At 39.2% G+C, this 23,936-nt stretch carries 20 protein-coding genes; 13 read left to right on the top strand and 7 right to left on the bottom strand.

Annotated features, from left to right (window positions below):
• Positions 1 to 681: 681 nt before the first annotated feature.
• Positions 682 to 2,874 (top strand): hypothetical protein, encoded by a 2,193-nt coding sequence (locus tag AC1EU2_RS04035; protein ID WP_480296708.1) that lies wholly within the window; start codon positions 682 to 684, stop codon positions 2,872 to 2,874.
• 61 nt (positions 2,875 to 2,935) lie between these two features.
• Here AC1EU2_RS04035 and AC1EU2_RS04030 read toward each other — a convergent pair whose 3' ends face one another.
• Positions 2,936 to 4,429, bottom strand: a complete 1,494-nt coding sequence (locus AC1EU2_RS04030; RefSeq protein WP_480296707.1) for an FMN-binding glutamate synthase family protein — start codon at positions 4,427 to 4,429, stop codon at positions 2,936 to 2,938.
• A gap of 250 nt (positions 4,430 to 4,679) precedes the next feature.
• Here AC1EU2_RS04030 and AC1EU2_RS04025 point away from each other — a divergent pair, with 250 nt between their 5' ends.
• The 8 genes from AC1EU2_RS04025 (at position 4,680) to AC1EU2_RS03990 (ending at position 12,017) form a co-directional block, all read left to right on the top strand.
• Positions 4,680 to 5,426: a ferredoxin--NADP reductase gene (locus AC1EU2_RS04025; RefSeq protein ID WP_480296706.1), complete on the top strand. Its 747-nt coding sequence runs from the start codon at positions 4,680 to 4,682 to the stop codon at positions 5,424 to 5,426.
• Positions 5,427 to 5,437: 11 nt separating this feature from the next.
• A complete protein-coding gene (locus AC1EU2_RS04020; protein ID WP_480296705.1) occupies positions 5,438 to 6,040 on the top strand; it encodes a glutathione S-transferase N-terminal domain-containing protein in 603 nt (200 codons plus the stop codon).
• Between the two features lie 106 nt (positions 6,041 to 6,146).
• A complete protein-coding gene (locus AC1EU2_RS04015) occupies positions 6,147 to 6,374 on the top strand; it encodes a YgjV family protein (RefSeq protein ID WP_480296704.1) in 228 nt (75 codons plus the stop codon).
• Positions 6,375 to 6,624: 250 nt separating this feature from the next.
• Complete coding sequence (locus tag AC1EU2_RS04010; protein ID WP_480296703.1) at positions 6,625 to 8,424, top strand: hypothetical protein; 1,800 nt, start codon at positions 6,625 to 6,627, stop codon at positions 8,422 to 8,424.
• 495 nt (positions 8,425 to 8,919) lie between these two features.
• Positions 8,920 to 9,867: a bifunctional Delta(1)-pyrroline-2-carboxylate/Delta(1)-piperideine-2-carboxylate reductase gene (gene lhpI, locus AC1EU2_RS04005; RefSeq protein WP_480296702.1), complete on the top strand. Its 948-nt coding sequence runs from the start codon at positions 8,920 to 8,922 to the stop codon at positions 9,865 to 9,867.
• 131 nt (positions 9,868 to 9,998) lie between these two features.
• Positions 9,999 to 10,526: an RNA polymerase sigma factor gene (locus AC1EU2_RS04000; protein ID WP_480297073.1), complete on the top strand. Its 528-nt coding sequence runs from the start codon at positions 9,999 to 10,001 to the stop codon at positions 10,524 to 10,526.
• Entirely contained in the window at positions 10,526 to 11,068 is a 543-nt protein-coding gene (locus AC1EU2_RS03995; RefSeq protein WP_480296701.1) for a hypothetical protein, read from the top strand. The genes AC1EU2_RS04000 and AC1EU2_RS03995 overlap by 1 nt, the downstream gene beginning before the upstream one ends.
• Positions 11,069 to 11,078: 10 nt before the next feature.
• Positions 11,079 to 12,017, top strand: a complete 939-nt coding sequence (locus AC1EU2_RS03990) for a DUF4097 family beta strand repeat-containing protein (protein WP_480296700.1) — start codon at positions 11,079 to 11,081, stop codon at positions 12,015 to 12,017.
• Between the two features lie 393 nt (positions 12,018 to 12,410).
• Here AC1EU2_RS03990 and rsuA read toward each other — a convergent pair whose 3' ends face one another.
• Positions 12,411 to 13,103, bottom strand: coding sequence for a 16S rRNA pseudouridine(516) synthase RsuA (rsuA, locus tag AC1EU2_RS03985; protein WP_480296699.1), 693 nt, complete (start codon positions 13,101 to 13,103; stop codon positions 12,411 to 12,413).
• Between the two features lie 55 nt (positions 13,104 to 13,158).
• Between rsuA and AC1EU2_RS03980 the strand changes: the two genes are divergently transcribed.
• On the top strand, positions 13,159 to 13,803 hold the full coding sequence (locus AC1EU2_RS03980) for a glutathione S-transferase family protein (RefSeq protein ID WP_480296698.1): 645 nt from the start codon (positions 13,159 to 13,161) through the stop codon (positions 13,801 to 13,803).
• On the opposite strand, the gene AC1EU2_RS03975 is transcribed toward AC1EU2_RS03980, so the two are convergent.
• Together AC1EU2_RS03975 and AC1EU2_RS03970 are read right to left on the bottom strand one after the other, a co-directional pair.
• Positions 13,800 to 14,843 (bottom strand): hypothetical protein, encoded by a 1,044-nt coding sequence (locus AC1EU2_RS03975; protein WP_480296697.1) that lies wholly within the window; start codon positions 14,841 to 14,843, stop codon positions 13,800 to 13,802. The genes AC1EU2_RS03980 and AC1EU2_RS03975 overlap by 4 nt on opposite strands.
• Positions 14,844 to 14,973: 130 nt before the next feature.
• The gene (locus AC1EU2_RS03970) at positions 14,974 to 15,477 is read right to left on the bottom strand and encodes a DUF4447 family protein (RefSeq protein WP_480296696.1); all 504 of its coding nucleotides are present in this window, start codon (positions 15,475 to 15,477) and stop codon (positions 14,974 to 14,976) included.
• A 335-nt stretch (positions 15,478 to 15,812) separates the two neighbouring features.
• On the opposite strand from AC1EU2_RS03970, the gene AC1EU2_RS03965 reads away from it, so the two are divergent.
• The 3 genes from AC1EU2_RS03965 to AC1EU2_RS03955 all read left to right on the top strand — a co-directional run bounded on the left by AC1EU2_RS03965 (position 15,813) and on the right by AC1EU2_RS03955 (position 19,984).
• On the top strand, positions 15,813 to 17,390 hold the full coding sequence (locus tag AC1EU2_RS03965) for an alkaline phosphatase (protein WP_480296695.1): 1,578 nt from the start codon (positions 15,813 to 15,815) through the stop codon (positions 17,388 to 17,390).
• A 14-nt stretch (positions 17,391 to 17,404) separates the two neighbouring features.
• The gene (locus AC1EU2_RS03960; protein WP_480296694.1) at positions 17,405 to 19,231 is read left to right on the top strand and encodes an alkaline phosphatase; all 1,827 of its coding nucleotides are present in this window, start codon (positions 17,405 to 17,407) and stop codon (positions 19,229 to 19,231) included.
• Between the two features lie 81 nt (positions 19,232 to 19,312).
• Positions 19,313 to 19,984 (top strand): hypothetical protein, encoded by a 672-nt coding sequence (locus tag AC1EU2_RS03955; protein WP_480296693.1) that lies wholly within the window; start codon positions 19,313 to 19,315, stop codon positions 19,982 to 19,984.
• Positions 19,985 to 20,025: 41 nt separating this feature from the next.
• Here AC1EU2_RS03955 and AC1EU2_RS03950 read toward each other — a convergent pair whose 3' ends face one another.
• The 3 genes from AC1EU2_RS03950 to AC1EU2_RS03940 all read right to left on the bottom strand — a co-directional run bounded on the left by AC1EU2_RS03950 (position 20,026) and on the right by AC1EU2_RS03940 (position 23,858).
• Positions 20,026 to 20,955, bottom strand: coding sequence for a hypothetical protein (locus AC1EU2_RS03950; protein ID WP_480296692.1), 930 nt, complete (start codon positions 20,953 to 20,955; stop codon positions 20,026 to 20,028).
• Positions 20,956 to 21,286: 331 nt separating this feature from the next.
• On the bottom strand, positions 21,287 to 21,685 hold the full coding sequence (locus AC1EU2_RS03945; protein ID WP_480296691.1) for an SMI1/KNR4 family protein: 399 nt from the start codon (positions 21,683 to 21,685) through the stop codon (positions 21,287 to 21,289).
• A 94-nt stretch (positions 21,686 to 21,779) separates the two neighbouring features.
• Positions 21,780 to 23,858 (bottom strand): M13 family metallopeptidase, encoded by a 2,079-nt coding sequence (locus AC1EU2_RS03940; protein WP_480296690.1) that lies wholly within the window; start codon positions 23,856 to 23,858, stop codon positions 21,780 to 21,782.
• Positions 23,859 to 23,936 lie beyond the last annotated feature (78 nt).

Here is a 23,936-nt window from a genome sequence, read left to right as displayed (position 1 = left end):
CCTTATTTTCTTCAATTTATCTCAAAAGTCTTTTGATTATATTAAAGAGACTCACCGGATTGAAATGAACGGTAAAATGATGGAAAAATAAAATAATCAACTACTTAAGGAGTGTAAAGGTCAGGCGTAGCTACATGATGTTTTAAAGTTACACTTTCTTCATAAGTAAACAGTTCCATACAATACTTTGAGTCCGTTATCATCGATTCGAAGAGTGCATATCACACTATCGAAACCTAGACGTTAACTGAATAACCTCTTAATTGGAAAGGTTAAAGGGTATAGCTACGACACCAGAGCATCACTTTGATAAATCAGGAAAGGAAAGCTTATGCTCTCGACCCGATAATACTCCCTTCATAAACATCTACAAATTTGTATTTTCTATATGCCAAGAGTCGCTATAACCTAATATATAACTATAAGATCTTTGTTTATAAATTTATATGATTGAAAATATGCTTTTATTTAGTTTTTTGCGAAAAAAGTAACACCTTTAATTTTAAATTTTGGCACCAAAGAGTTTTAGTAAATAAAAACTGTGACCTTCAATCAAATTTAAAAACAGCTTTTCTGATCGGAAATATGTATTAAGATATAGACTTGGCCGTTTTTATTGTTAGCTAAGTTAGAGTTTTGAAATTTAAATTCTATTATCTAGCTTTCTTCGAGGAAATAAAAATGACTGCTTCTGCTGCTCCCGCTCCCGCATTACATTCACCTACAAATTACTATATTAATTTTGAGCCCACTAATCTCCCTAGTCAAATACGACCCAAAGAAGGAGAAGAAATTTTATTAGAAATAGGTAAAGGTGAAAATTTTAAAGTTTTTAAGGTCAGACTAGTTGAAGTGCGTAAAGGTAGTGTGATAGTGAGTGTGATGGGCCTAAAACCAAGAGTTGATGGGCTTTTAGGGAGCACGGCTCAAACATATGATGCAATGAATGGCTTAGAGCTTAGAGGTCATTTTCTTGAAGTTCTTTGTACTCTGAAACCAGGGCAGAATTTATCTGAAGCTGGACAGGTAGTTCAGGGTAAAGATACCAGTGAAGCCCTTAATAATAAATTTAAAGTTGCTAAAAAAGAAATAGATGAAGCTGAAAGGTTAAAACTTCGTAGAGTACTTATATTAGATGATAAAAAAATTTCGTTTAATCATCGAACTGAAGACTACTTTTTAGAGGATGTAGGTAAAGAAAAAGAGTTACAACAGTTTTTAGATTCAATTCAGCCGGGGTTCTCTGGGGTTATAAAAGTAAAATTGGATCGTCCACCTTTAAATGACGATAAGAAATGGAGAATAGAAACAAGGTATCTAACTGTCACACGAATAAATGATACAACCAATAGAACGCAATTTTATATTACTTCTGTTCGTTCAAAAGAATACGATGAGGAAACTAAAAAAGCGATAACGCACATGGGGGACTCTGATATACATCATAGTTCAACTTATTCTGAAGTTAGCAAATACTTCAATGACGTTTATAGTGGTGATGTTCAAGCTAGAACATTAGAAAGCAGAGTACAAGCTCCGCTGGACTTCACTGATTTGACGTTTGGGAAATCCTTGAGAAATAACTTATGGTTTTTGAAAAATGAGAAAAATCAAGATAATGAGAAAAAGAAAGAGGAACTAAAATCGGAGCTAAAACAGCTTAAAGGAGGGCTGTCTGTTGTTATTCACACTGTCTTGGAGCAAGTAACCGCAAAGAAATGTTTTGTTACCGTGGCAAGAGATTTCGAAACACAAGAATTGCGTGTTACCAAAATTAGTACTGAGAAAGATGATAGTGAGTTAAGAAAAACTATTTACTTATGTGAAGATGAATTACCAAAAGATCTTGGTTTTAGTATATGTTTAACTGAAATAGAAACTCAAGGAAATGAGGGAGGTGACCCCGAGACTGAACGCTTGGAGCATTCAAGTGTAGAACACGCTCAGGCAAAAGAACAAGCTTCTGTTCCTAAATTGCCTATTGAAACAACGCATGTTGTTATCTCTAAGATTCAAAAAACAAGTGATTCTGGAGTCTCATCAGCGCCTACTACAAGAAGAGCGATTGATACAAGTGGATTACCTAATCCAAAAACTTTGTCTGACACTCCTTCAATCGATCCATCTGTAGCCTCGAGAGCAAGGTCTCAGTCTTTTGCTGCCTATTCTCATAATGAACTCGAAGTTCACACAGCACCTACAGATAACTTAGGAACCAACGAAAGTACAGCAGTTACTAAAGATTACCCTGTGGATCAACTTGAGAACGTATATAAGCTTGAGACTGCAATTGCTGCTTTAGAGAGTAAAGGAGTTACCATAGATGAAAATACACTCATTATTATTGATGGTCCCAATACTTTATATAGAACACGGCATAGACATATGTGGCCCTTAAAGCAAACTTACTCAGGATTAATTGGACCGAATAGTACTCCTAAGGCAATTCTTAGTCTTGAAAGTCAGGGAGCTTCAGTTCTCGGTATAGTGCCTAGTGCTCAGCACTATGCTTACCCAGTGAGCCAACTTGCTAGTAAGAAAGTAAAACTTAAGGCAGTTGAAGGGATAGAGGCTTCTGAAATCAACTCTTTTGATATTACCCGTAAATTGCCAGATGATAAAATTAAGAAATTTAAAAGTTTGATAGTTATGAGCTCGGTTCAAAATAACAGTGAAAAGTTTGTCAGTATTCTTAATAAAGAAGAATCCCTGCCTGCTTTAGAGCGTATATATGTTGTGGATGTATTGGAACCAATAAAGGATGTCAGAACAGGAAGAGTTACTTCAGAGCCTGAATTTAAACAAGCGTTTGCAAGAGTGTCCGAAAGAAAAACTTTTAGGCGTCCAAAGCAAAAAGCTGAGAAAAGTAATTAAGTTTTAGACTATGTATTAAGGACAATATTGCAAGCAGTATTTAAACTGCTTGCAATATTTGTTACTTGTTCAAATGCGAGTAGTACTTATCTAACGTTACTGATAAGCCATTTTCCATTACAATCCTCACATGATGTCGCTCTAAATCCCTTGGGTCTTCTGCGCCACAAGAATGAGCAATAAGCTCTAAGTCATAATGTAAGTAATGATTATAATTGGCGACACGTTCGGCTTTATCTATAGGGTCTAAACCTTCTTGTAACCTTGGGTTATGGGTTGTAATACCTGTAGGACAAGTATCTTTATTACATTGAAGTGCTTGAATACAGCCTAAAGCAAACATATTGCCGCGGGCAGAAGCCGTAAAATCGGCACCTATTGCCAAAGCCCAAGCCACTTTTGAAGGGGTAACCAATTTACCGGAAGCAATAACTCTAATACGATCTTTTAATCCACGCTCTTTAAGAGTATCAACGAGTATCGGTAGCCCCTCTTTTAGTGGTAACCCTACATAATCGATAAGTGACTGAGGAGCTGCACCTGTTCCTCCGTCTGCGCTGTCTACAGTAAAAAAGTCTGGCGCACTGTGTACTCCACGCTTTTCTACTTCATCAAAAAAGTCGTTTAACCAGTGAGTATCACCAATTACCGCTTTCACGCCGGTAGGTTTACCTGTTACTTCACGCACGTGGTGGATCATGTCGAGAATGTCACCCACATTTTTAAATTCAATATGGCCGTTGGGGCTAATGGAGTCTTCACCAACATGAATGCCACGAATGTTGGCAATTTCTTCAGTTACTTTTACACCCGGAAGGATGCCACCTTTACCAGGTTTTGCGCCTTGGCTAAGCTTAATTTCGAACATTTTTACTTGAGCATGAGAAGCGACTTCCATCAGTTTGTCATCATCAAGGTGACCTTCTTTATTTCTCACACCATATTTAGCCGTACCTATTTGAAAAACAATGTCACAACCGCCATCAAGGTGATAAGGACTCAAACCACCTTCCCCTGTGTTCATCCAACATCCCGCTTTTGAGGCACCGTTAGATAATGCTAAAACCGCAGGTCGTGAAAGAGCGCCAAAGCTCATACCTGAAATATGGCAAATTTTTGAAGTGGTGTAAGGGTGACGGCAATTTTCACCAACAGTAATGGGCTTAGGCGGTGCAGCATCAGTATCTAATGTTGGAAAGGCGGTATTCATGAACATGATTGCGCCGTCAGTTTCTAGGAATCTTGTAGAACCGAAGGCGATTGAGCGATCAGCTTTTTTAGCCGCGCGGTAAACCCAACTTCGTTCAGCACGATTAAAAGGCATTTCTTCACGGTCTTGAGAGAAGAAATACTGCCTGAAAAATTCACCCTGTTTTTCAAATAAATATCTAAACCTTCCTATTACAGGGTAGTTATGACGAATGGCTTGTTTGGTTTGGCTTTTATCTTTGTAGTACATGTAAAGGATAGCGAGGAATCCTAAACCGATAGCCAGTAAAAATAAGCTACCGAGGAGGTGTAGCCCTTCTGTCACCCAACTTATTTGCTGTTCCATTTTTCCTTCCTTTTTCTTGTCACTCTTGCTCACAGAGTATTCAGTTAAAGACTAGACCATTCTGATGGTTTTGAGCGATTTTTCATCGCTTAATATCTTATAAGACATACGAGGTACGATGCTTCTTTCACCTGAATTTACATTAGGGTGAAATAAGGAAGAAAGCTATAGTTATAATTGATTGTTTTATATTCTATAGAAGTTTGAATTTAACCAGCATAATTTAGGCTTAATTTTCTGAGGATTAGATATGTGGACTACTGGAAAAGTAATTGAACGAATCGATTGGAACGATAAACTTTTTAGCTTGAGAATTGCTGCTGATGTTGAACCGTTCATCGCAGGACAATTCATCAAGTTAAGTGAGATTCGTGATGATAAGCGTATTGCCAGAGCTTATTCTGTGGTTAATCCTCCAGGGAAAGATTATGTTGAAGTGCTGGCCGTAACCGTTGATGACGGTCAGCTTTCCCCTACGTTACATCAATTGAATAAAGGTGATGAAATACAGGTTTCTAAAAAAGCCGCCGGATTTATGGTATTGGAAGAGCTACCCAAAGAGCACACTGCGAAGCATTTATGGTTTTTGGCAACAGGCACTGCGGTAGGGCCATTCTTGTCCATTATGGAAACCAGCGAACCATGGGATCGTTATGAGAAGGTCGTTTTAGTCTATGGCGTGAGAGAAGCAGCTGATTTAGCTTACCTTCAACAAATTGAGGCATTTAAAGAAAAGTACCCACAACAATTTAAGTTAATTGTTTCTGTTACTAGAGAGAGCGTCAATGGTGCTATTTCTGAACGAATTCCGGATGCAATAATTAATGGTAGTCTAGAAAAGCATGCTGGCTTTAAGCTTACAGAAAAAGACTCTCAAGTCGTGATTTGTGGAAACCCAGGTATGATTACGGGTGCTCAACAAGCTTTATATGATAAAGGATTGATTAAAAACTTACGCAGAGCACCGGGTAATATTACTGTCGAAAAATACTGGTAAGGGTAAGATTTATGGCTACATTGTTATATTCACTTGCGTCACCTTACGCTCGAATTGTGAGAGTTGTGACTCGATACTTAAATGTTCCAAATATTAATGAGGTGATTTCGAATCCTTTTGAAAATAAAGCCAACCTCGTAGATGCAAACCCGCTCGCTAAAATTCCTTGTCTTATTTTTGACGATAATTGTGCACTTTTCGATAGCGAAGTGATCATCAGGTATTTGGATGAAAAGCATGGCGATAATAAGCTTTTTGGGGCAAAGGTTGATTGGCAGAGAATGGCTAATTTCTCGATGGTAAAAGGGTTAGTAGACAGTACTGTAGGACTACGGCAAGAGCAAATGCGTGAAGAAGAAGGTGTTAGGTCACCATTTTGGACTCAACGCTTTGAAGGCGCCATCATACGAACCGTTAAGCACATTGAGACTAAAAAAAACGATTTATATGGGGTAAACGGTTTAGCAGCTGAACAACTGGTGTTGATTTGTGCGCTTGATTATATTGATTTTCGACACCCTCATTTAAATTGGCAGTCTCAAGCACCTAAACTGGCCAAGTGGGCGAATAAGCAAATACAAAAATCATGTTTTTTAGAGACACAACCTAAATAGTCTCATTGTATTCATTTTAATCGTTTAAGAACATGCGAGCGTTTTTCTGGTTTAGTCGTGCCAAGGTTGAGCGGTTAGTATCAATTAACTCATTATAGGAGGTGATATGGATTCGATAAATACTGTTGAAGTTATGGGGTACATGGCGTCTGTTTTAGTTGCAGTTTCTTTGATGATGAGGAATATCATTCCGCTGAGGATGGTAAATTTCGCAGGGTGTTTTCTTTTTACATTATACGGTATAGCCATCTCAGCTTGGCCAGTTGCGGCCATGAATGGTTTCGGGTGTTTAGTTAACGTTTACCACTTAATAAAGTTAAAGCGTGAAGGGTAGCTCATAAGGATAGAATGAAGTTGAAGTTTAGGTTTTGTTTTTATTAACAAAATTTAATCTTAAAGTGAGTCTTGTTAGGACATAATAGCGAGATGTTTTCATATATGTAAACGTATGTGTTATGGCTGTAGATTCTGACTATTCATTTCACCGAACTCAACTTGTTAGTCAATTTTATGATGAAGAAAATTGTCAGCAATGCGAGTGTGTGGTTAAGACTCAACTAGAACTCATAACTAAGTTGAATGAGTTGCTTTCAGAATTAAAAAATGATCCAAGAAGAGCGATACCATTCAATGAGTACGTATATGAATTGCGTACTCATTGTGAAAAATTCAGTGTCTTTGCAACAGAAAAAGAGCTTCAACAGCTACAACAAATGTTAAATAGTGTGTTTTGTGAGCTTAAAGGTTGTCGCATCGAGCACTTGCGAAAATTTAAGCTTGTATTAGGTGCTTGCATTAAAAGTCTTGAAAATGAGCCAGCCAATCTGTTTCAAGAGTTACAAATAGCTTTAAATGAGTTTACTTTAGTTTCAACAGACTGCTTTGATGAGTATAAACACTTGCAGTACTCCCATTTAAAAGACCTAATTCGTCATGAGCTATCATTACAAAATGACTGGCAGTATTCATCGGAAACAGAGCAAAAAATCTTTAAATATCTGTGCCAACAGCTATATCCATCATTTCACCGTCGAACTGAATTTACTCCCAATGAGTTCAAAATTGCCCAAACAGTTTTATCAATGTTTAAGCTTTTAAAACAATCGCCTTTCTTTCTTTTAACCTTCGCTTCAAGTTTTAGATCAGAATATGAAGATTGCTTGTTAAAGGAGGTCATAGAGATAGAAAAACTAGAGAGTAAACTTAAATCTCAAAAGAGGTTAAATAATAATGAAGATGAGTTTTTTAGTCACAGTGCGTCTCTAGCAGATTTGGGTGAAACAGCATTTTTTGATGAGGAAGGTGGTGGAGAGTGCAGTGAATATTTGTGCTCGCTTAGTTGTAGCTCATTAGGTACTAATTCATCAGAGAAGAGTTCATCAGAGAAGAGCTCAGAGAAAACTTCATCAGTAGCTGGTGCACAAAAAATAAATATAAACAATTTGAAAAATATCCCAAACTTTGATGAAGAAGATTCTGAAATAGTATCTATAAAAAGTACTTCTAATGGAGCTGATGCTGATTCTTTATCTATAAACTCAACCAGTTCATTTGAGATGGGTAATGACGAAGGAATTAAGCCAAGTAATTCAGCTTCGTTTGAAATTGAACTTATAAAAGCTGGCGCAGTTCATCGCCTGTCTCTTTTGACTCAAAGAGTGTCTCTATTATCTGATACTTTCAATCCTGCCGTTAAAAATGGGGTGATGAACACTGTAAATTCTCTATCTCATGTAAAAGAAACTAGGGAGGGTCTGTTGCAATGCAACTTTGTTGAATTACAACAGAAAGGACTGTGTAGGGAGTTAGGTAATGAGCCACTTGAGGTTGTAGTTTCGTTAATGTTTGGAATTAATAATATTGAGGACTTTGCTGACTTTTTTTATCAGCACGTATTACCTAGAGAGCAATTCAAGAGAGTATGTATGGAGAAAACGCTCATTCAGAATGCTATTTATTTGATAATCAATATTCATCCCTCATTAAAACAAGAGCTCATTGAGGGCTTGAAAGGTGAGCGTCAATCGAAAAGTCTTAAATTATTGGCTGGTCTTCTTGTTGGAGATAAAGAGATTTTTTTCTCATTAATGGAAAATTTAGATGACAGTGATATTGGAGTTATTGATGTCGAGAATCTTCATATTAAAGATATCTTTACGCAAAAAGGAGGGCGGTGTTTGGGCTTTCTGACGATGGAGCAGAAAATAATATTATTAAAAAGAGCTGCCCAACAAAAAGAGCAGTTATTAATTAATATTCTAATGGTTGAGCTAAATGGAAAAGCAAAGGTTACTATTACGGGAGAGCCTTTAAGTGGAGCTTTGCTGTTAAAGGGGCTAACAGATAGTTTAGAGGTGTTTGTCAGGCATCAAATAAAGCTATAAAAGATAAATTATAATTAAGAGTATGCTATGCGCAATTGATCCATATTTATTAAATTAGCGGCTTTTCCGAATCGGTCATCCATGCCCTCCAGTTACATTGGTTCATGATTTAATTACATGTCATTCAGATTTGGAATCTCGGAGATAAGTAGATTTTTAATAGAAGAGTAGAGATTGCTAAGTTATTAAAAATCAAATGTATATCGGTTTGATGAACATGCACGAGATACTTCAAAACTTAAAAATATGTTAACCAAATAAGGAGGAAGAAAATTAGAAATGAGTGAACTTGGCTTTTTTGTAAGGCGAATTTATATGAAGACTTTGCAGACGTTTTCAGAGCACACAAAAAGAGTATGACACTGGGGAGTGTTAGATTAAGGTGGTTTGGATTTTATAGAACTAAAAGAGAAAAAGGTTAGAAAAAAATTATTTGTTTAATAATAAAAATATTAGGTATAAAGTATACAAAACACCTTTTGAGAAGAATTAAATATGCTTTTACTCGATGAAAATCATGTACGTCAAACCCTCTCGTTCGAAGCATTGATTAGCACATTAGAACAGACATTTTCTCAACCTTTTGGGATGCCACAAAGACAGGTATTCGAGCTTGAACCTAATAGCGTAAGCCATGATGCGTTTGCGGTTTTGCCGTCTTGGAGTGAAGAAACTATTGCTGTTAAAGCATTCACCTATATGCCTGATAACCCAAAACAATCAGAGAATCTAAAAAGTATTTACGCTCAAATTATGATCTTTGATCGTAAAACGGGTGTACCTCAAGCTGTTGTCGATGGTACTTCGGCGACCTATTGGCGAACGGCTGCGGTTTCAGGGTTAGCAAGCCAGTTACTAGCTCGAAAAGATGCGGCTAAACTATTGCTATGCGGTACAGGTAACTTAGCGTCATATATGGCATTGGCTCATGCTAGTGTGCGCAATATCAATCAGATAAGAGTTTGGGGGCGAAGCCCTGAGAAAATGGAAGCGGTTATTTCTGAAATTAAAGCCAAACGTCCTGATATAGAAGTATCACGTTGTGATGATTTAAACGAAAGCGTAGGCTGGGCCGATATCATCAGTTGTGCAACCCGATCGCCAGAGCCCTTGTTTGATAGTTCACTGGTTTCTGAAGGAACGCATGTAGATTTAGTCGGCAATCATTTAAAGAATGCGAGAGAGTGTGACAGTCAATTACTCAGCCGTTCGAGTGTGTTTGTAGATTCTAAGGTAAATTGCTTTGCTGAAGCAGGTGAGCTGTTATTACCTATAAGTGAAGGTGTGTTTTCATTAGATGAAGTGAAAGCTGAGTTAACTGATCTTTGTAAAGGAGAGCATAATGGCCGCCAAACGGATGAAGAAATCACTTTATTTAAATCTGTAGGCAGCGCAATTGGTGATTTAGCAACCGCTCAATTGGTATATCAAAAGTCAAAATAATCCGCTTGCCTTGAGCTTCAAAATTCTTTGAAGCTCCACTTTCAAAAAAAATTTTAAATTCCGTTTAAACCTTTTGTCTATTTCAGGCAGTCTAATCACTAACAAAACAATAAAACAAGGAAGATGCTTTGCTGGCGTTGGTTGAAAACCATCAATCGATTACTCAAGAAAGCGAATGGATAGCTAAAGCATCTGCTGGCGACCGTAATGCTTTTCGATCGCTCTATGAGTTACATCATAAGCGTGTTTATGCTCTGGCGTTGCGCCTGAGCAGTAACCCAAGTATTGCAGAAGAAATTACTCAAGACTGCTTTGTGCGTTTATGGCAAAAATTGCCGATTTTTCGGGGCAATAGTCAATTCTCTACTTGGCTACATAAGCTGGTGGTGAATCAAAGCTTAACGACAATCAAAAAGCATAAGTCATGGGCACAACGATTCTTGGGCTTTGAAAGTGTCAATGAACCAGTCAAAGAAGATGAATATGACGAGTTGGACGAACTGATCATGCAACTGCCAGAAAGAGCAAGGATTGTGTTTGTATTGCATGCTGTAGAAGGCTATCGCCATGACGAAATTGCGAACTTATTGAAGATTGCTATAGGTACCAGTAAGGCACAATATCATCGAGCTCGTAGGTTATTAAAGGAGATGCTTTGATGACTAAAGCTGAACAAGAATTAGATAAAAAACTCGATCAATTGATTGATGATCTACCTAAGGAGTATTCAACATCTAAAAGCTCATGGCAGCAGGTTGAAGCAAGGTTGGATGTGATAACACCTGATGAACCTAAGTCAAAATCATTAAATATTAAGTTTGGTGTTGCGGCATCAATTCTAATTGGGTTGCTGAGCCTGGTCTTAATTCAACAGGTTAGTTTTGAAAAATCAGGACCGTTAGCTTTTCAGAGCAATAATAGTTTAGAAACACTGATAGATACGTTAAATCAGCAGCACCTGTCGCAAATTAAAGCGATTGAGCAAAGCCAATTAAAGCACGTCAGTTTAACAGAACAAAGTGAGTTTAAGGGGGGGCTGCTAAAGCTAAGAGAAGCTCAAACATCCATTATTAATGAACTCAAACAGTCCCCAAATAATAAACAGTTATGGGACTTATGGCTTTGGACTCAAGGACGAGAGCTTGAACTGCTAAAGCAACATTCAAAAATTCAACAAATGGAAACCATTAAAACAATATAGGATGAAGATGATGAAACGATTTATTTTGACTCTGGTCGCACTAAGCATGCTGCCATTGAGTACGTTAGCTGCAGAGCAGGTGAATAAAACTCTCGATGTTTCAACAATGCCGACGGTGCATATTGAGATCACTAGAGGAAATATTGATATTGAGACATGGAATAAGCCTCAAGTTAAGGTTAAAGGAACCTTAGATGAAAAAAGTGAAGGGTTCATTTTTGAGCGCAATGGAGATTCGATAAAAATAAAAGATAAATTGCCTCGTAGATTAAATGATTCCAATGCGAAGGGCAGTAACCTGGTTATTATGGTGCCGAGAAAGGTTAACCTTGATGCTGATGGTGTCAGCACTGACTTCAAACTCGGTAAACTGGAAGGTGATATTGATGTTGAAACCGTGAGTGGTCATGTGAATGCAACTCAGATCGATGGCGCCTCAACATTGAGTTCAGTCTCTGGAAATATCAACGCAACCAACTTATCAGGCAAGATAAAATTCTCTGCAATTTCTGGGAAAATTAAAGACACCAATAGTAACGGTCGTGTTCGCTATACGTTAGTAAGTGGCAATTTAGTTTCAACAAGTAACGCAGAAGATATTGAGGCTGAACTTATTTCTGGTGAGCTTGAAGCTCAGTTTAGTAAGGTAAAACAGCTTGAAGTGAGAGTTGTTAGCGGAGATGCCCAAATTAAGTTATCGGGTGATGTTGAACGAGTAAGAGCTGAGAGCGTGAGTGGTGATATAGAGTTAGGCTTTTCGAAAAAGCCAAGCGCAAGCTTTGAGTTAGATGGTGGCCCTGGTGGCGACATTAACAACCGTTTAACTCATGATAAGCCTAAAAAGCAAAAGTATACGCGTGCTGAGTCTTTAAGTTTCTCAACAGGTAAAGCATCTGCTTCGGTAAAAATGAGCACAATTTCAGGTGAGCTAATAGTGACAACACGATAGTTTTATCACTGAGCATCTAATACTTAGGGTCTGTTGATCTTTCAGGATTAAATTTTGTGCTATTTTAGCGTTTACCTGTTCAAGGCGTGAGCAGTGAAGCTTAGTCATCTAAGTGAGCTGGTCACAACACAGAACAGCGAACGCTAAAAAGCATCGAAGACAGCGCAAATTGGTCATTTCTACTGCGTTATCGCTTGTTTATTTGGAAACGAAGTAACGACAGTTTTATATGTCGGTAATAACCAAACCGCACAAGCGCTGCCTTGCATAAAATAACCAATTTATCGCTGCAAAAACAATCACGAAAGATCAACAGACCCTAGTACCTGACGATAATTTTCAAAGAACTTATCGTCAGGCTTGTTTAGCACTCTCTTAGATTTTTTAAACACCTTACTTTACGGAATTAACCTCTTCTTCCGTTAAATAACGCCATTCACCGGGTTCTATTTCTTCTTCAAGTTCAATTTGACCAATCGCTTCACGGTGTAAGCCAACCACTTTATTCCCTATGGCAGCGAACATACGTTTTACTTGATGGTATTTACCCTCATAAATGGTTAATACCACAATATGTTCATTCAGTATTTCAAGTTCTGCTGGCAGAGTTAAACCATCTTCACCGTTTAGTTGGATACCCTCAGCAAATAAAGGGATAGCAGATTCTTCAATAGGATCGGCCAGTTCCGCTACATAGCGTTTGCTGCACTTTTTCTTCGGAGAAGTAATTTTGTGAGACCATTGCCCATCGTTAGTGATGAGCACTAAACCAGTTGTATCGGCATCTAGGCGACCTGCAATATGCAAATCATCGGACTTAGGTACATCCAATAAAGAAATTACTGAAGGGTAATGCTCATCGATGGTTGAGCAAATCGTGTCCATTGGTTTGTTCATCATGATGTAGCGATCGCCAATCAATTCGAGAAGCTGATCGTCAATCATCACTTCAGAATCGAGGCCAACTTTGAATGAAGCGTCTTTTACAACAGCTCCATTACAGGTGACTTCACCAGCTTTTAATAGTTTTTTAGCTTGGCTACGAGTGAGTTCGGTGGTTTCGCAAATAAATTTGTCTAAGCGCACAATGATTGGTTAAGTTAGATTCAGTTACGGCTATTTTATCACTTAAGGGAAAAAGATGATCACATTATATGGAACTCCAAGAAGTAGGGCGTTAAGAGTATCTTGGTTGCTCGAGGAGTTAGGAGTCGACTGGCAATTTGAATTCATTGATTTTCGAGCCGGTGACAATAAAACCGAAACATACTTAGCTTTAAATCCTGCAGGAAAATTTCCTGTTCTAGTCGATGATGGCTTTGTTTTAACAGAATCTGCAGCTATTAACCTCTATCTTTGTGATAAATATTCAGATAATCAATTCTTACCGCAAGGGGATGTGTATGAGTTGGCTCGTCATCATCAATGGATGAGCTTTATTACAACAGAGTTAGAGCAAGCTTTATGGACTATGGGCAAGCACAAGTTTGCTCTGCCTGAAGAGGTGCGGGTTCCTGAAGTGCTTAAAACTGCAAAATGGGAGTTCGATAAAGCGGCACAGCTGGCTGAAGATATGATGCCTGATACTCCGTTTTTATTCGGCGATGACATTACTGTCGCAGACATTATGCTGGCACAAACCCTTGTTTGGGCGGAGGCATTTGAACAGGACATACCAGCAAAATTACAACAGTTTATGACCAATATGGTTTCTAGACCAACCTTTAATAGTGCAGTAGAGAAAGGTAAGTTAGCGATTGCAGCAAGAGGAGAACGAGGCGATTAATCGCCTCGATAGTAAGACTCTGGAAATGCAGGAGAGATGCAAGTTCTCACTTTGTAGCGATACAAGTTCACTTGCTTCTCATCTGGGATGATCTCAAGTACCTCATAATCATTGAGTACAACGCCATGGCTGTTTTTATCTAGTTCGCAGCGGGTTCTTTCATCAGAATCAAAGTAGTAAATAAAGTGGGCGACAAGCTGCTCTATTTTTTGTGTGCCAGTTGTGCCGTTTTCCTTCAAAGATTTCACCGAAGCAATAAGAAACTTCATATCACCATTAGATTCATCATCAATATTAATATCATTCAGTATGTCATTAACCAGTTGTTGTTCTTGGTGTTTTTCACTGACATTGTTCGTATCTGTCAGCTTTTTTGGAGTTTCTTTTATTGATTTAGTACCAGGGGTAAACTGAACAATTTTGGCATCGTTGACGATAGAGTTTTCGCTTAAGCCTTGAATGAAATACATAATCACTAAGGTTAAAACCGTTCTGATTGCCATGGTCAATACAGGGTGTGGGTATTTTGAAATATTGAATTTTTTAACCAAATGAAGCGGCTTTAAGATGAGAATAACCGTTGAAACGTAAATGATCGAAATGACTTGGAAGAACAATAACCCAAGTACTGTAATGGCTGCTATCCATGTGGGAATATAGAGTAAAATCGCAAAGTTATGACCATAAGTAAAATAATCACTTGAGACGCCAGCCACTTGGTTAACTACAGAGGCAGCATTTGCGAGTGCGAAATTGGCGATGACGGCATAAACCATCAGAATAACGGCTTTGCCGATAAGTGAACGCCAAATAAAATGCACAATAGGTAAGCATTCCATTATCAACGCTGAAAAAGCGAGAAACACGCTTATCCATAAAGAATCAGAAAGGAGAAGCAGCGATAATACCGATAAAGCATAGAGCTTCTGAGGACGACTATATCGAGCTAATTTTTCAACCAAGCCTAACTGAAGTTGACTTAGCTTATTTGTTATTAGGTTAATTTTACCTTTAACTGTTGAGAGTATTTCAGCTAGCATTTTCGCAAGGATGAATGAATAAGAAGTGAACAATATACAGAATAATTTCTAAATTTAACATCTTTGTAAACATTAAAGTCTAGCTATACAGCTTAAGACCTTGAAGTAGCCTTAAGCTGTGGTTTATGCATTATTTCAATTGGGTCGCAGCCCACTTTGCGCGGCTTTCACGGCTTTCTTTGAGTTCGTTCTGTTCACGATAGGCTTTATAAGCTTCAACATCTAATGGCACTAATGTGACATCAACTTCCAAGACCAGCTTACACTCTTTTTTTATTCGCCAAGCAGAAGTGTTATAGAGTTCTGTTAATGGCAACGAGCTAACAAATTCAGGATTATATTGTGTGTAAACAGCCTGAGTTGGATAGACCACAAAAGCTAAACGACGCTTAGGTTCTTTGTTAAATAACGCTTCAATGCCGTCACAGGTATTCACCACTTGCATTTCAATCAGATCGTCAATTTCGAGCAGCTTTTTTTCAACTTGAGTTGGCATTGGTTTTTCATTGGCTTCCCATGCAACAACATCTTCATGTGATTGCTTAGTTAATTCAGCAAGCTGTTGCTGAGTTAAAGATAAAGATTGTCGTAAAGCTTGGGCTTCAATCCCGTTAAGTGCGGCAAATTTAGACATGATTTTCTCGACAAATAGTAAATTGGCGGGATTATATACTGTCTTCACATTAATGTAATTAAAGCCTCATTTTTCTGTATTAGAACTGCAACACATGACTTCTATTTTACTGATGCGCACATAAAAGCAGATCACTGCTTTAAACATCAATAAGTAGCTGATGATAAGTTTCTTCAGAATTTTGGCGTTCAGGTTTAGTGCTATTCAAGGTGCAACGTAGAGCGCATAGCCGTAGCTATGTAACCGAAGTTGCAACGCAGTAGAGTGCTAAAAATGTACGTCAAAAAATGTTAGAAAACTTATGGTCAGTTACTTTTAACACAAAAGGTAATGTCATGGATGCAAAATGGGCTTTAGTTCCTTCTGCACTAGCTTTGGCGGTCGCTGCAAATGCAGCTGTCTTGCCAAGTCATCAAACGCAAAACGCATGGTTTACAGACGCAAAACAAAGAGTTGAAACGAAGACGAGCTTAACGACTCAAAACAAAGCTAAGAATGTGATTTTATTTGTCGGTGATGGCATGGGTGTTTCAACCCTCACTGCCGCTCGTATTTACCAAGGTCAGATGAATGGCCAATCAGGAGAGGAAGGCGCTTTATACTTTGAGAACTTCCCATATACTGCTCTAGTTAAAACTTATAATGTCGATGCACAAACACCGGATTCAGCTGGGACCATGACCGCAATGATTTCTGGTCTTAAAACCGATGTTGGTGTCATTGGTGTCGATGAAGATATTGCTCGAGGCGATTGCTCTACTGTTTCAGGAAATGAAGTTGCATCAGCTTTGGAGCTTGCAGAAATTAAGGGCCTAGCCACAGGCATTATTTCAACAGCACGTATTACCCATGCTACTCCAGCAGCAACTTATGCAAAATCAGCCGACCGTAATTGGGAAGACGTTTCTGATATGTCAGAAGAAGCGGTTACTGGTGGCTGTGAAGATATCGCATCGCAACTTGTTAACTTTGAAGAAAACCTTGAAGCTCGTTATCCAGGTGTTGATGTTGATGGTATCGAAGTCGCATTTGGCGGTGGTCGTCGCCATTTCTTACCGAAAGATGCTGCGGCAAATTCAACGGATGCTAAAAGCGAAATTGAAGGGGACCGAACTGATGAGCGTAACCTTGTCACCGAATGGCAAGAAGCTTATCCGCAAGGTCGTTATGTGATGGATCAAACGGGATTTGACGCTATTAACCCTGAAACTGACTCTCATGTATTTGGTCTATTTAACGAAAGCCATATGCAATACGAAGCCGATCGTGGAAATGATATTGCAGGTGAGCCTTCACTCTCAGATATGACTTCCAAAGCCGTAGAGTTACTTAAAAAAGACGAAGACGGTTTCTTACTTGTTGTTGAATCTGGTCGTATTGACCACGGTCACCATGCTGGTAACGCTTATAACGCACTTCACGATACTGTTGAATTTGCCAAAGCAGTTGAAGCGGCTTATCAGAATACGAACCCAGAAGAAACGTTAATTCTAGTTACTGCGGATCACAGTCATGTATTTACTATCGCAGGCTACCCAAAACGTGGTAACCCAATCCTTGGCAATGTAGTTGAGATTGGAAAAACTGAACCGAAATTGGCTTCAGATGACAAGCCATATACCACCGTGGGTTACGCTAATGGCCGTGGCCATATGCATTTAGGTGACGAAACCGATGCCGATGCAGGTTATGGTCAAGACATCAATGCTGGCCGTATTGATATAGCATTAGCTGATACCGAAGCAGCAGGCTTTCACCAAGAAGCAACCGTACCAAGAAGCAGTGAAACTCACGCCGGTGAAGACATAAGTTTACACGCAACAGGACCTGGCGCTCACCTTGTGCAAGGGACCGTTGAGCAAAGTGTTATTTACCACATCATCAATAATGCCTTGTCGTTAGACAAAGAGTAACGGGAATAAGAACAATGAAAATAACGACTAAACTAGCAATTTTAAGTACGTCAATTGCTTTAGCTGCTTGTAATGGTGATGACGGTAAAGATGGCAAAAACGGTGCAAATGGCGTTGATGGTCAAACATCTTTTGTGACTCAAACGGCTTTAGACGCTGGCGATGCGGTGTGCATTAACGGTGGTGTTCGTACCGATAGTGGGCTTGACGTAAACGGTAACGCACAACTCGACGCCGATGAAATTACGGGAACTTCACATGAATGTAACCCTGTGCGCGAGTCCGTATCTCCGTCAGAAATCGTAAATAACACCAGTAATACTTGGTATGTGCAAGGCGCACAATCGGTCGAAGATGCCAAAATGATGGTGGCTAAAGCGAATAACACTCGTGGTGCAGCTAAGAATGTCATCTTGTTTGTGGGCGACGGAATGGGAGTTTCTACTGTAACAGCAGCTCGTATTCTTGAAGGTCAAAAGAAAGGGATGCAAGGCGAAGAGAATAACTTGAGCTTTGATAAGTTCCCATTCGCAGGTCTTGCTAAAACTTATAACGTGGATGCCCAAACACCTGATTCTGCAGGTACCATGACAGCGATGATGTCAGGTGTTAAAACCGATGCGGGTGTCTTAGGAGTAGATGAAGATATTCAGCGTGGTGATTGCTCTACGGTCAGCGGTAATGAGTTAGTTACTGCGATTGAGTTAGCCGAAATTGCAGGCTTATCAACTGGTGTTGTTTCAACAGCACGTATTACACACGCCACGCCTGCGGCAACTTACGCCAAATCGGCAGACCGTAACTGGGAAGACGTTTCAGATATGCCTGAAGCTGCTGTTACTGCTGGTTGTGAGGATATTGCTTCTCAGTTGGTTAATTTTGAAACGAACTTAGAAGCTCGCTACCAAGGTTTGAATGTTGACGGGTTGGAAGTAGTAATGGGTGGCGGACGTCGTCACTTCTTACCAAAAGATGCCAGTGCAAACTCAACAGATGCAAGAAGCGATATTGAAGGTGATCGCACTGATGGTCGTAACCTAGTGAATGAGTGGAAATCAAAGTATCCAACAGGTAACTATGTGATGGATCGAGCAGGCTTTAATGCATTGAATTCGGCAACGACAGAACGCATTTTTGGTTTGTTTAATGAAAGTCACATGCAGTATGAAGCTGATCGTCATAATGATATTGCCGGTGAGCCTTCACTAACGCAGATGACAGAAAAAGCACTGCAAGTACTCAGCAAGAACGACAAAGGTTACATGCTGGTGGTTGAGTCAGGTCGAATTGATCATGGCCACCATGCAGGTAATGCATTTAATGCGTTAGAGGATACCATTGAGTTCAGTAACGCTGTTGCTAAAGCTGTTGCGATGTCAGATCCCGAAGAAACCTTGATTATCGTCACGGCTGATCATAGCCATGTATTTACTATTGCAGGGTACCCAAAACGTGGTAATCCTATCCTAGGTAAAGTGGTTGCAGTGGGTAAAACTGAACCTGCTTTAGCATCGGATGACAAGCCATATACCACACTCGGTTATGCGAATGGTCGCGGCTTTATGAATTTAGATACTGAAACGAATGCTGATGCGGGATATGACCATGACGTTCATATGACAGGCCGTACAGATTTAACTGACGTTAATACCGAAGCTGCAGGGTTCCATCAGGAAGCGCTTGTACCAAGAAGTAGTGAAACCCATGCTGGTGAAGATGTAGGTTTGTATGCACAAGGGCCTTCATCTCAGCTGGTTTCTGGGACTAACGAGCAGAGTATTATTTTCCATATCATGGAACATGCTGCTGATTTAGTCGGAAAAGCTGAAAACAAACTGTAACTTAATAAATATATGCTTCTAGTACGGTTAAGCGCCCACTAAACGTGGGCGTTTTATTAATTTTATTTCGTCAGATTTATTATGAAAAAAACACAGTATTTTATTTCTATTCTTGTTTTATTTTTTAGTGTCCATCTTCATGTAAACGCTAAAAGTTGCTCAGTTGATAAATTGAGAATCGGTGCCAGGTATCAAGTAAGTGTAACGAATACTGAAGGAGAGATGGTCAGTTATCCGGTCAATGTATGGAGGCTCAAAAATAAAGTGGTGTATGAATACCCATATAAGAAAAAAGCGGAATATTGGTACGTTTCGAATAAAAAAAAGTCAGTGAGCGTACAACTAACACGTTATTACGATGGGTTTGAGCGAGGCATTGAATATCAACTCAATCATAAGACCGTTGAAGCTAATACCAGGAAGTGGAATAAGCTCAATTCAGTGATTGCCTTAAGTGACTTTGAACTTTCTGCACCTAAAGCCTCTGATTTTGCATGTGATGAAACGGTGAAAATGGATTCAAAGCAGGGAATCGATATTGAATGGTTGAGTTATTATCAGTTACCCAAGCATTTGAGGCTCATTCAGAAAGGTAAAACGAAGTCTTGGCAGCTTAGTTCACTTATCACTGATGCAAAAGTGATACAGAGAAAGGTGAATTCCAGAAATCATTATCAAGTCACTGATTATGCAGATGTCGGTGATAACGAAAACGACGAGTTTCTTTCTAAAATGATTGTGATGGGTTTTTAAGGCGGTTAAAAGGGAGTACTCGTTCTACTCCCTTTGTAGTGCTATCCCCAACTTACTTGGGAAGAAAGCCTTGGTCTTGAAAATGATTGCGTAACAATTTCTCCTAACATTCTCTGTTGATAAAGGTCTTGAACATTCGAAATATCTCTAATAAGCCCTATTACTTGCAGTGTTTGTTCCATTGCACTCGCACTTTCTGGTGGAGCAACTTCAAGTAAATGACCAGCATCTTTGATGAATTGTTCACTTTTATCCGCAACATGCGCCCATAAATTGGAGTTAAATGTAATCCATTTTTGTAATTCTTGATTTTTATTGGCCATAAAAATCTTCTGCTGATTAGGGGTTAAATTACTGATCTCACCCAATAGTCGAGCATGCTGGGACGGGTTCAGGTATTTACCTTTTAGCTCAAGCTTACCATCGTTACTTAGGCTCAAAGACACATCTTCGAGTAGTTTTTTGCTATGAAGAGGGGCATTCCCGGTAAAGAACTCGCTTTTATTTGAAATGGGTTGTTCAGCGATTTCAGTTAATTCTGCGGGCATAGGGTTAACCGTCAACTGCTTCTCTACCGGGCTGCCTTTAATTTCAACATTGAAGACCAGCTTTCCTTCTGTTTTTGTAGCTTTGAATTGAAAACGCTCAAAATCTGTTGAGGTTTTGCCCAGAGCTTCGAGCTCTGCTGAATGGGTGAGCATATCAAGTGCATCAGAGATGTTGGCTTCATCGGGTTGATGAACGATGTGCCATAGATGGGTTATTGCGTCGCTAATAGGAGCTTGGATTATCGCTTCCTGCAAATGAAGCAAGGGGACACACTCGAGCGCCGCTTCTTCAGTTTCAGCATGTGAAAGTTTATCAACCAGCTCAGGGCTAATTTGAAACTTTTTCGGCATGATAAAACTGTCGCTTTCACCTTTAATCCCGTAGGGACTAAATGGAATGCTATTCGTTACTGGACTGGCCATCATCTTGCTCCTTTCATGTTTCACCGACCACTTCATATTACGATGAAAGAAAGTAATTAATGATGAATTAGAATTTATTTAGCAAAATTTCATGTTGTTATTTTAACGAATAAAAACAAACAACTTAAATGGTATTGTGTTCGTGATCACCTTATTAAAATAAGTTTATGTAATAGGTTATTTACTGATTTATAAGAATAAGTGTGATCAAAGTTTGATTTTTAATCAGTTAATAGCAAAAGTGCTGTTAAGTGTGATTTATGATTGAAAATTGATGCTTTTTGTAACGAAGATCTCAGTTTTTAGATGTTACTGCCATAAAAATGGTTGGCTATTTAGCCAACCACACTTCTTCTGCCCACAGCCAAAAATGTTCCCAATGCTCAGTAAAACGATCATTTTGCCAATATCGGACTTCACCTTGTTGATCGATGCAATAGAAGTTATCGCCAACTTGGCAGATGGCAATTTGATCTCTAGGTAAACCAATTGACCAAGCATAGCTCGTCACTTCCGGTAAAAAAGTATGTGAGCTTGGATCTGCCGCAGTGACAGGCTCAACGTTACCGAAAATGACATCGCTGGCTTCTAAAAGATATTCCTTTAGAGCACCAGGAAGCGGAATTAAAATTTGTTCTTCAACCTCAACTAATTGTTCAAAGGTTGGTAGTTCAAGCGGAAATGCAGTTTCGATGCTGGCATCTTGGAGCTGATCAATAATGTCGTTCATATTATGGGTTATCAAGATGTGATTTTCGACAAGTATAGAAAAAGCCGCAACGAAATGGCAGCGGCTTTTTTTATTTTGAATCAAATGAGAGTATTTACCAGATTTTCACCTGTTTATCAGGTGCGATATACATCTTATCACCTGGCTTAACACCATAGGTTTTGTAAAATGCTGGCATATTTGAAAGTGAGCCTACAGCTCTAAACTCTGCAGGAGAGTGAGGATCAGTGGCGACTTGATTACGTGCAGCGGCTTCTGTTTTTTTGCCTCGCCAAATTTGCGTAAAGCCGATAAAGAAACGCTGATCTCCAGTTAAGTCATCAATAATTGGTGCAGGCTTGCCATCCAAAGATTTTTGATAAGCTTTATAGGCAATGGTTAAACCTGATAAATCACCAATGTTCTCACCTAAAGTCAGTTGGCCATTAATTGGTAAATCTTTGAAAACATAATAGCCATCGTATTGTTTGACCAATTGAGCCGTACGATCATTAAATTTTGCAAGATCGCTCGGTGTCCACCAATTTCTTAGATTACCTTCTCCGTCAAATTTAGCGCCTTGGTCGTCAAAACCATGACCCATTTCATGGCCAATAACAGCACCAATACCACCATAATTCACCGCATCGTCCGCCGCCATATTAAAGAAGGGTGGCTGTAAAATGGCTGCAGGGAATACAATTTCATTCATGGTTGGATTGTAATAAGCATTCACCGTTTGCGGTGTCATATGCCATTCTGCTTTATCTATCGGTGAGCCAAGCTTGGCTAAGTCTTTATTGAATTGAAACTTAGCTGCGCGCTCGATATTACCAATTAAGTCTCCATTTTTGATTGTGAGTTTACTGTAATCTTCCCATTTATCTGGGTAACCAATTTTAGGAACAAATTTACTGAGCTTCTCTTGAGCGGCCACCTTAGTTTGTTCACTCATCCAAGGTAAGCCGTTAATGCTGTCACTATAGGCAGCACGTAAGTTTTCAACGAGGTGTTCCATGCGTTCTTTAGCGGCTGGGGTAAAGTGACGTTTAACGTAAACCTTGCCGACCACCTCACCAAGTACACCATTTACTGTGCTTACACCTCTTTTCCAGCGAGGTTGCTGCTGTTGTTGACCATTAAGCGTCTTAGCAAAAAATTCAAAGTTTTCTTTATCCAGAGGCTGAGAAAGATTGCTCGCAGCACTGGTTAAAGATTGCCAAGTCAGATATGTGCGCCAATCAGACATTGAGTGTTGAGCTATTACTTTACCAAGCCCGGTTATGAAGCTCGGTTGATTGATTATGATGGTTTTCTGGTTTTTGACTCCAAGATCTTTTAAATACACAGCCCAGTCGATTTGCGGAGACAGTTTTTTAAGATCTTTTATTTGATAAAGGTTGTAAGTTTTGGTGCTGTCACGATTATCAACGACATCCCAATGCTGCTTAGCGATATCAGTTTCTAGTGTCATAACTGTCTGAGCGGCTTTTTGAGCATCAGGTAAGCCAGCAAGCTTAAACATCTTGGCTATGTGCGCTACGAATGCTTTACGAATTTTTACAAAGCGTTCTTCTTTATTAAAGTAGTAGTCCTTGTCTGGCAGGCTTAAGCCATATTGCCATATGTGCGGCGCATAACGGCTCGAATCTTTGGCATCGATGTCTACGTAGAAAGCCATGGGTGTTCCGCTGCCAAGTCGCTGACTTTTTGCAAAATAACCCGCAAGTTGTGATTTATTTCTAAGTTTTTTGATATCAGAAAATTGTTGTTGAATTGGAGTAATGCCGAGCCGGTCTAATTTAGAAACATCCATGAACGAACGATAAAGGTCAGCTACTTTCTGCTCATCAGTCCCAGCTTTTAAATTTGGTTTATCAGCAAGTTGCTCGATGATATTTTTCACATCTTCTTGAGATTTTTCACGTAAATCATAGAAGGCACCTGCGCTGGTTCTATCTCCTGGAATCTTGGCATTTTTTAACCAAGTACCATTTACATAACGATAAAAGTTATCTTGCGGACGGACGGACTTGTCGAAGTTAGCAAAATCAATTCCTGATTTTAAGGAATTAACGCCTTGTTCATTATGGTTTGGTGGAGGAGGGGGAGTTGGAGCATATCTATCATTTCCACATGCGGTTAACGCGAATACAACAGAAGCAGCTAAGCTACCGAGAATGATTCGTTTCATGATGTTTCCTATATGAATTGATGCTTTTTTAAGCTATATCAAAAATCGATGAGAAACAATGACAATCTGTTTCAAGAT

Source organism: Parashewanella sp. 2304DJ23-3 (genome assembly GCF_056591695.1).
This window is presented reverse-complemented; position numbering and strand designations above follow the sequence as displayed.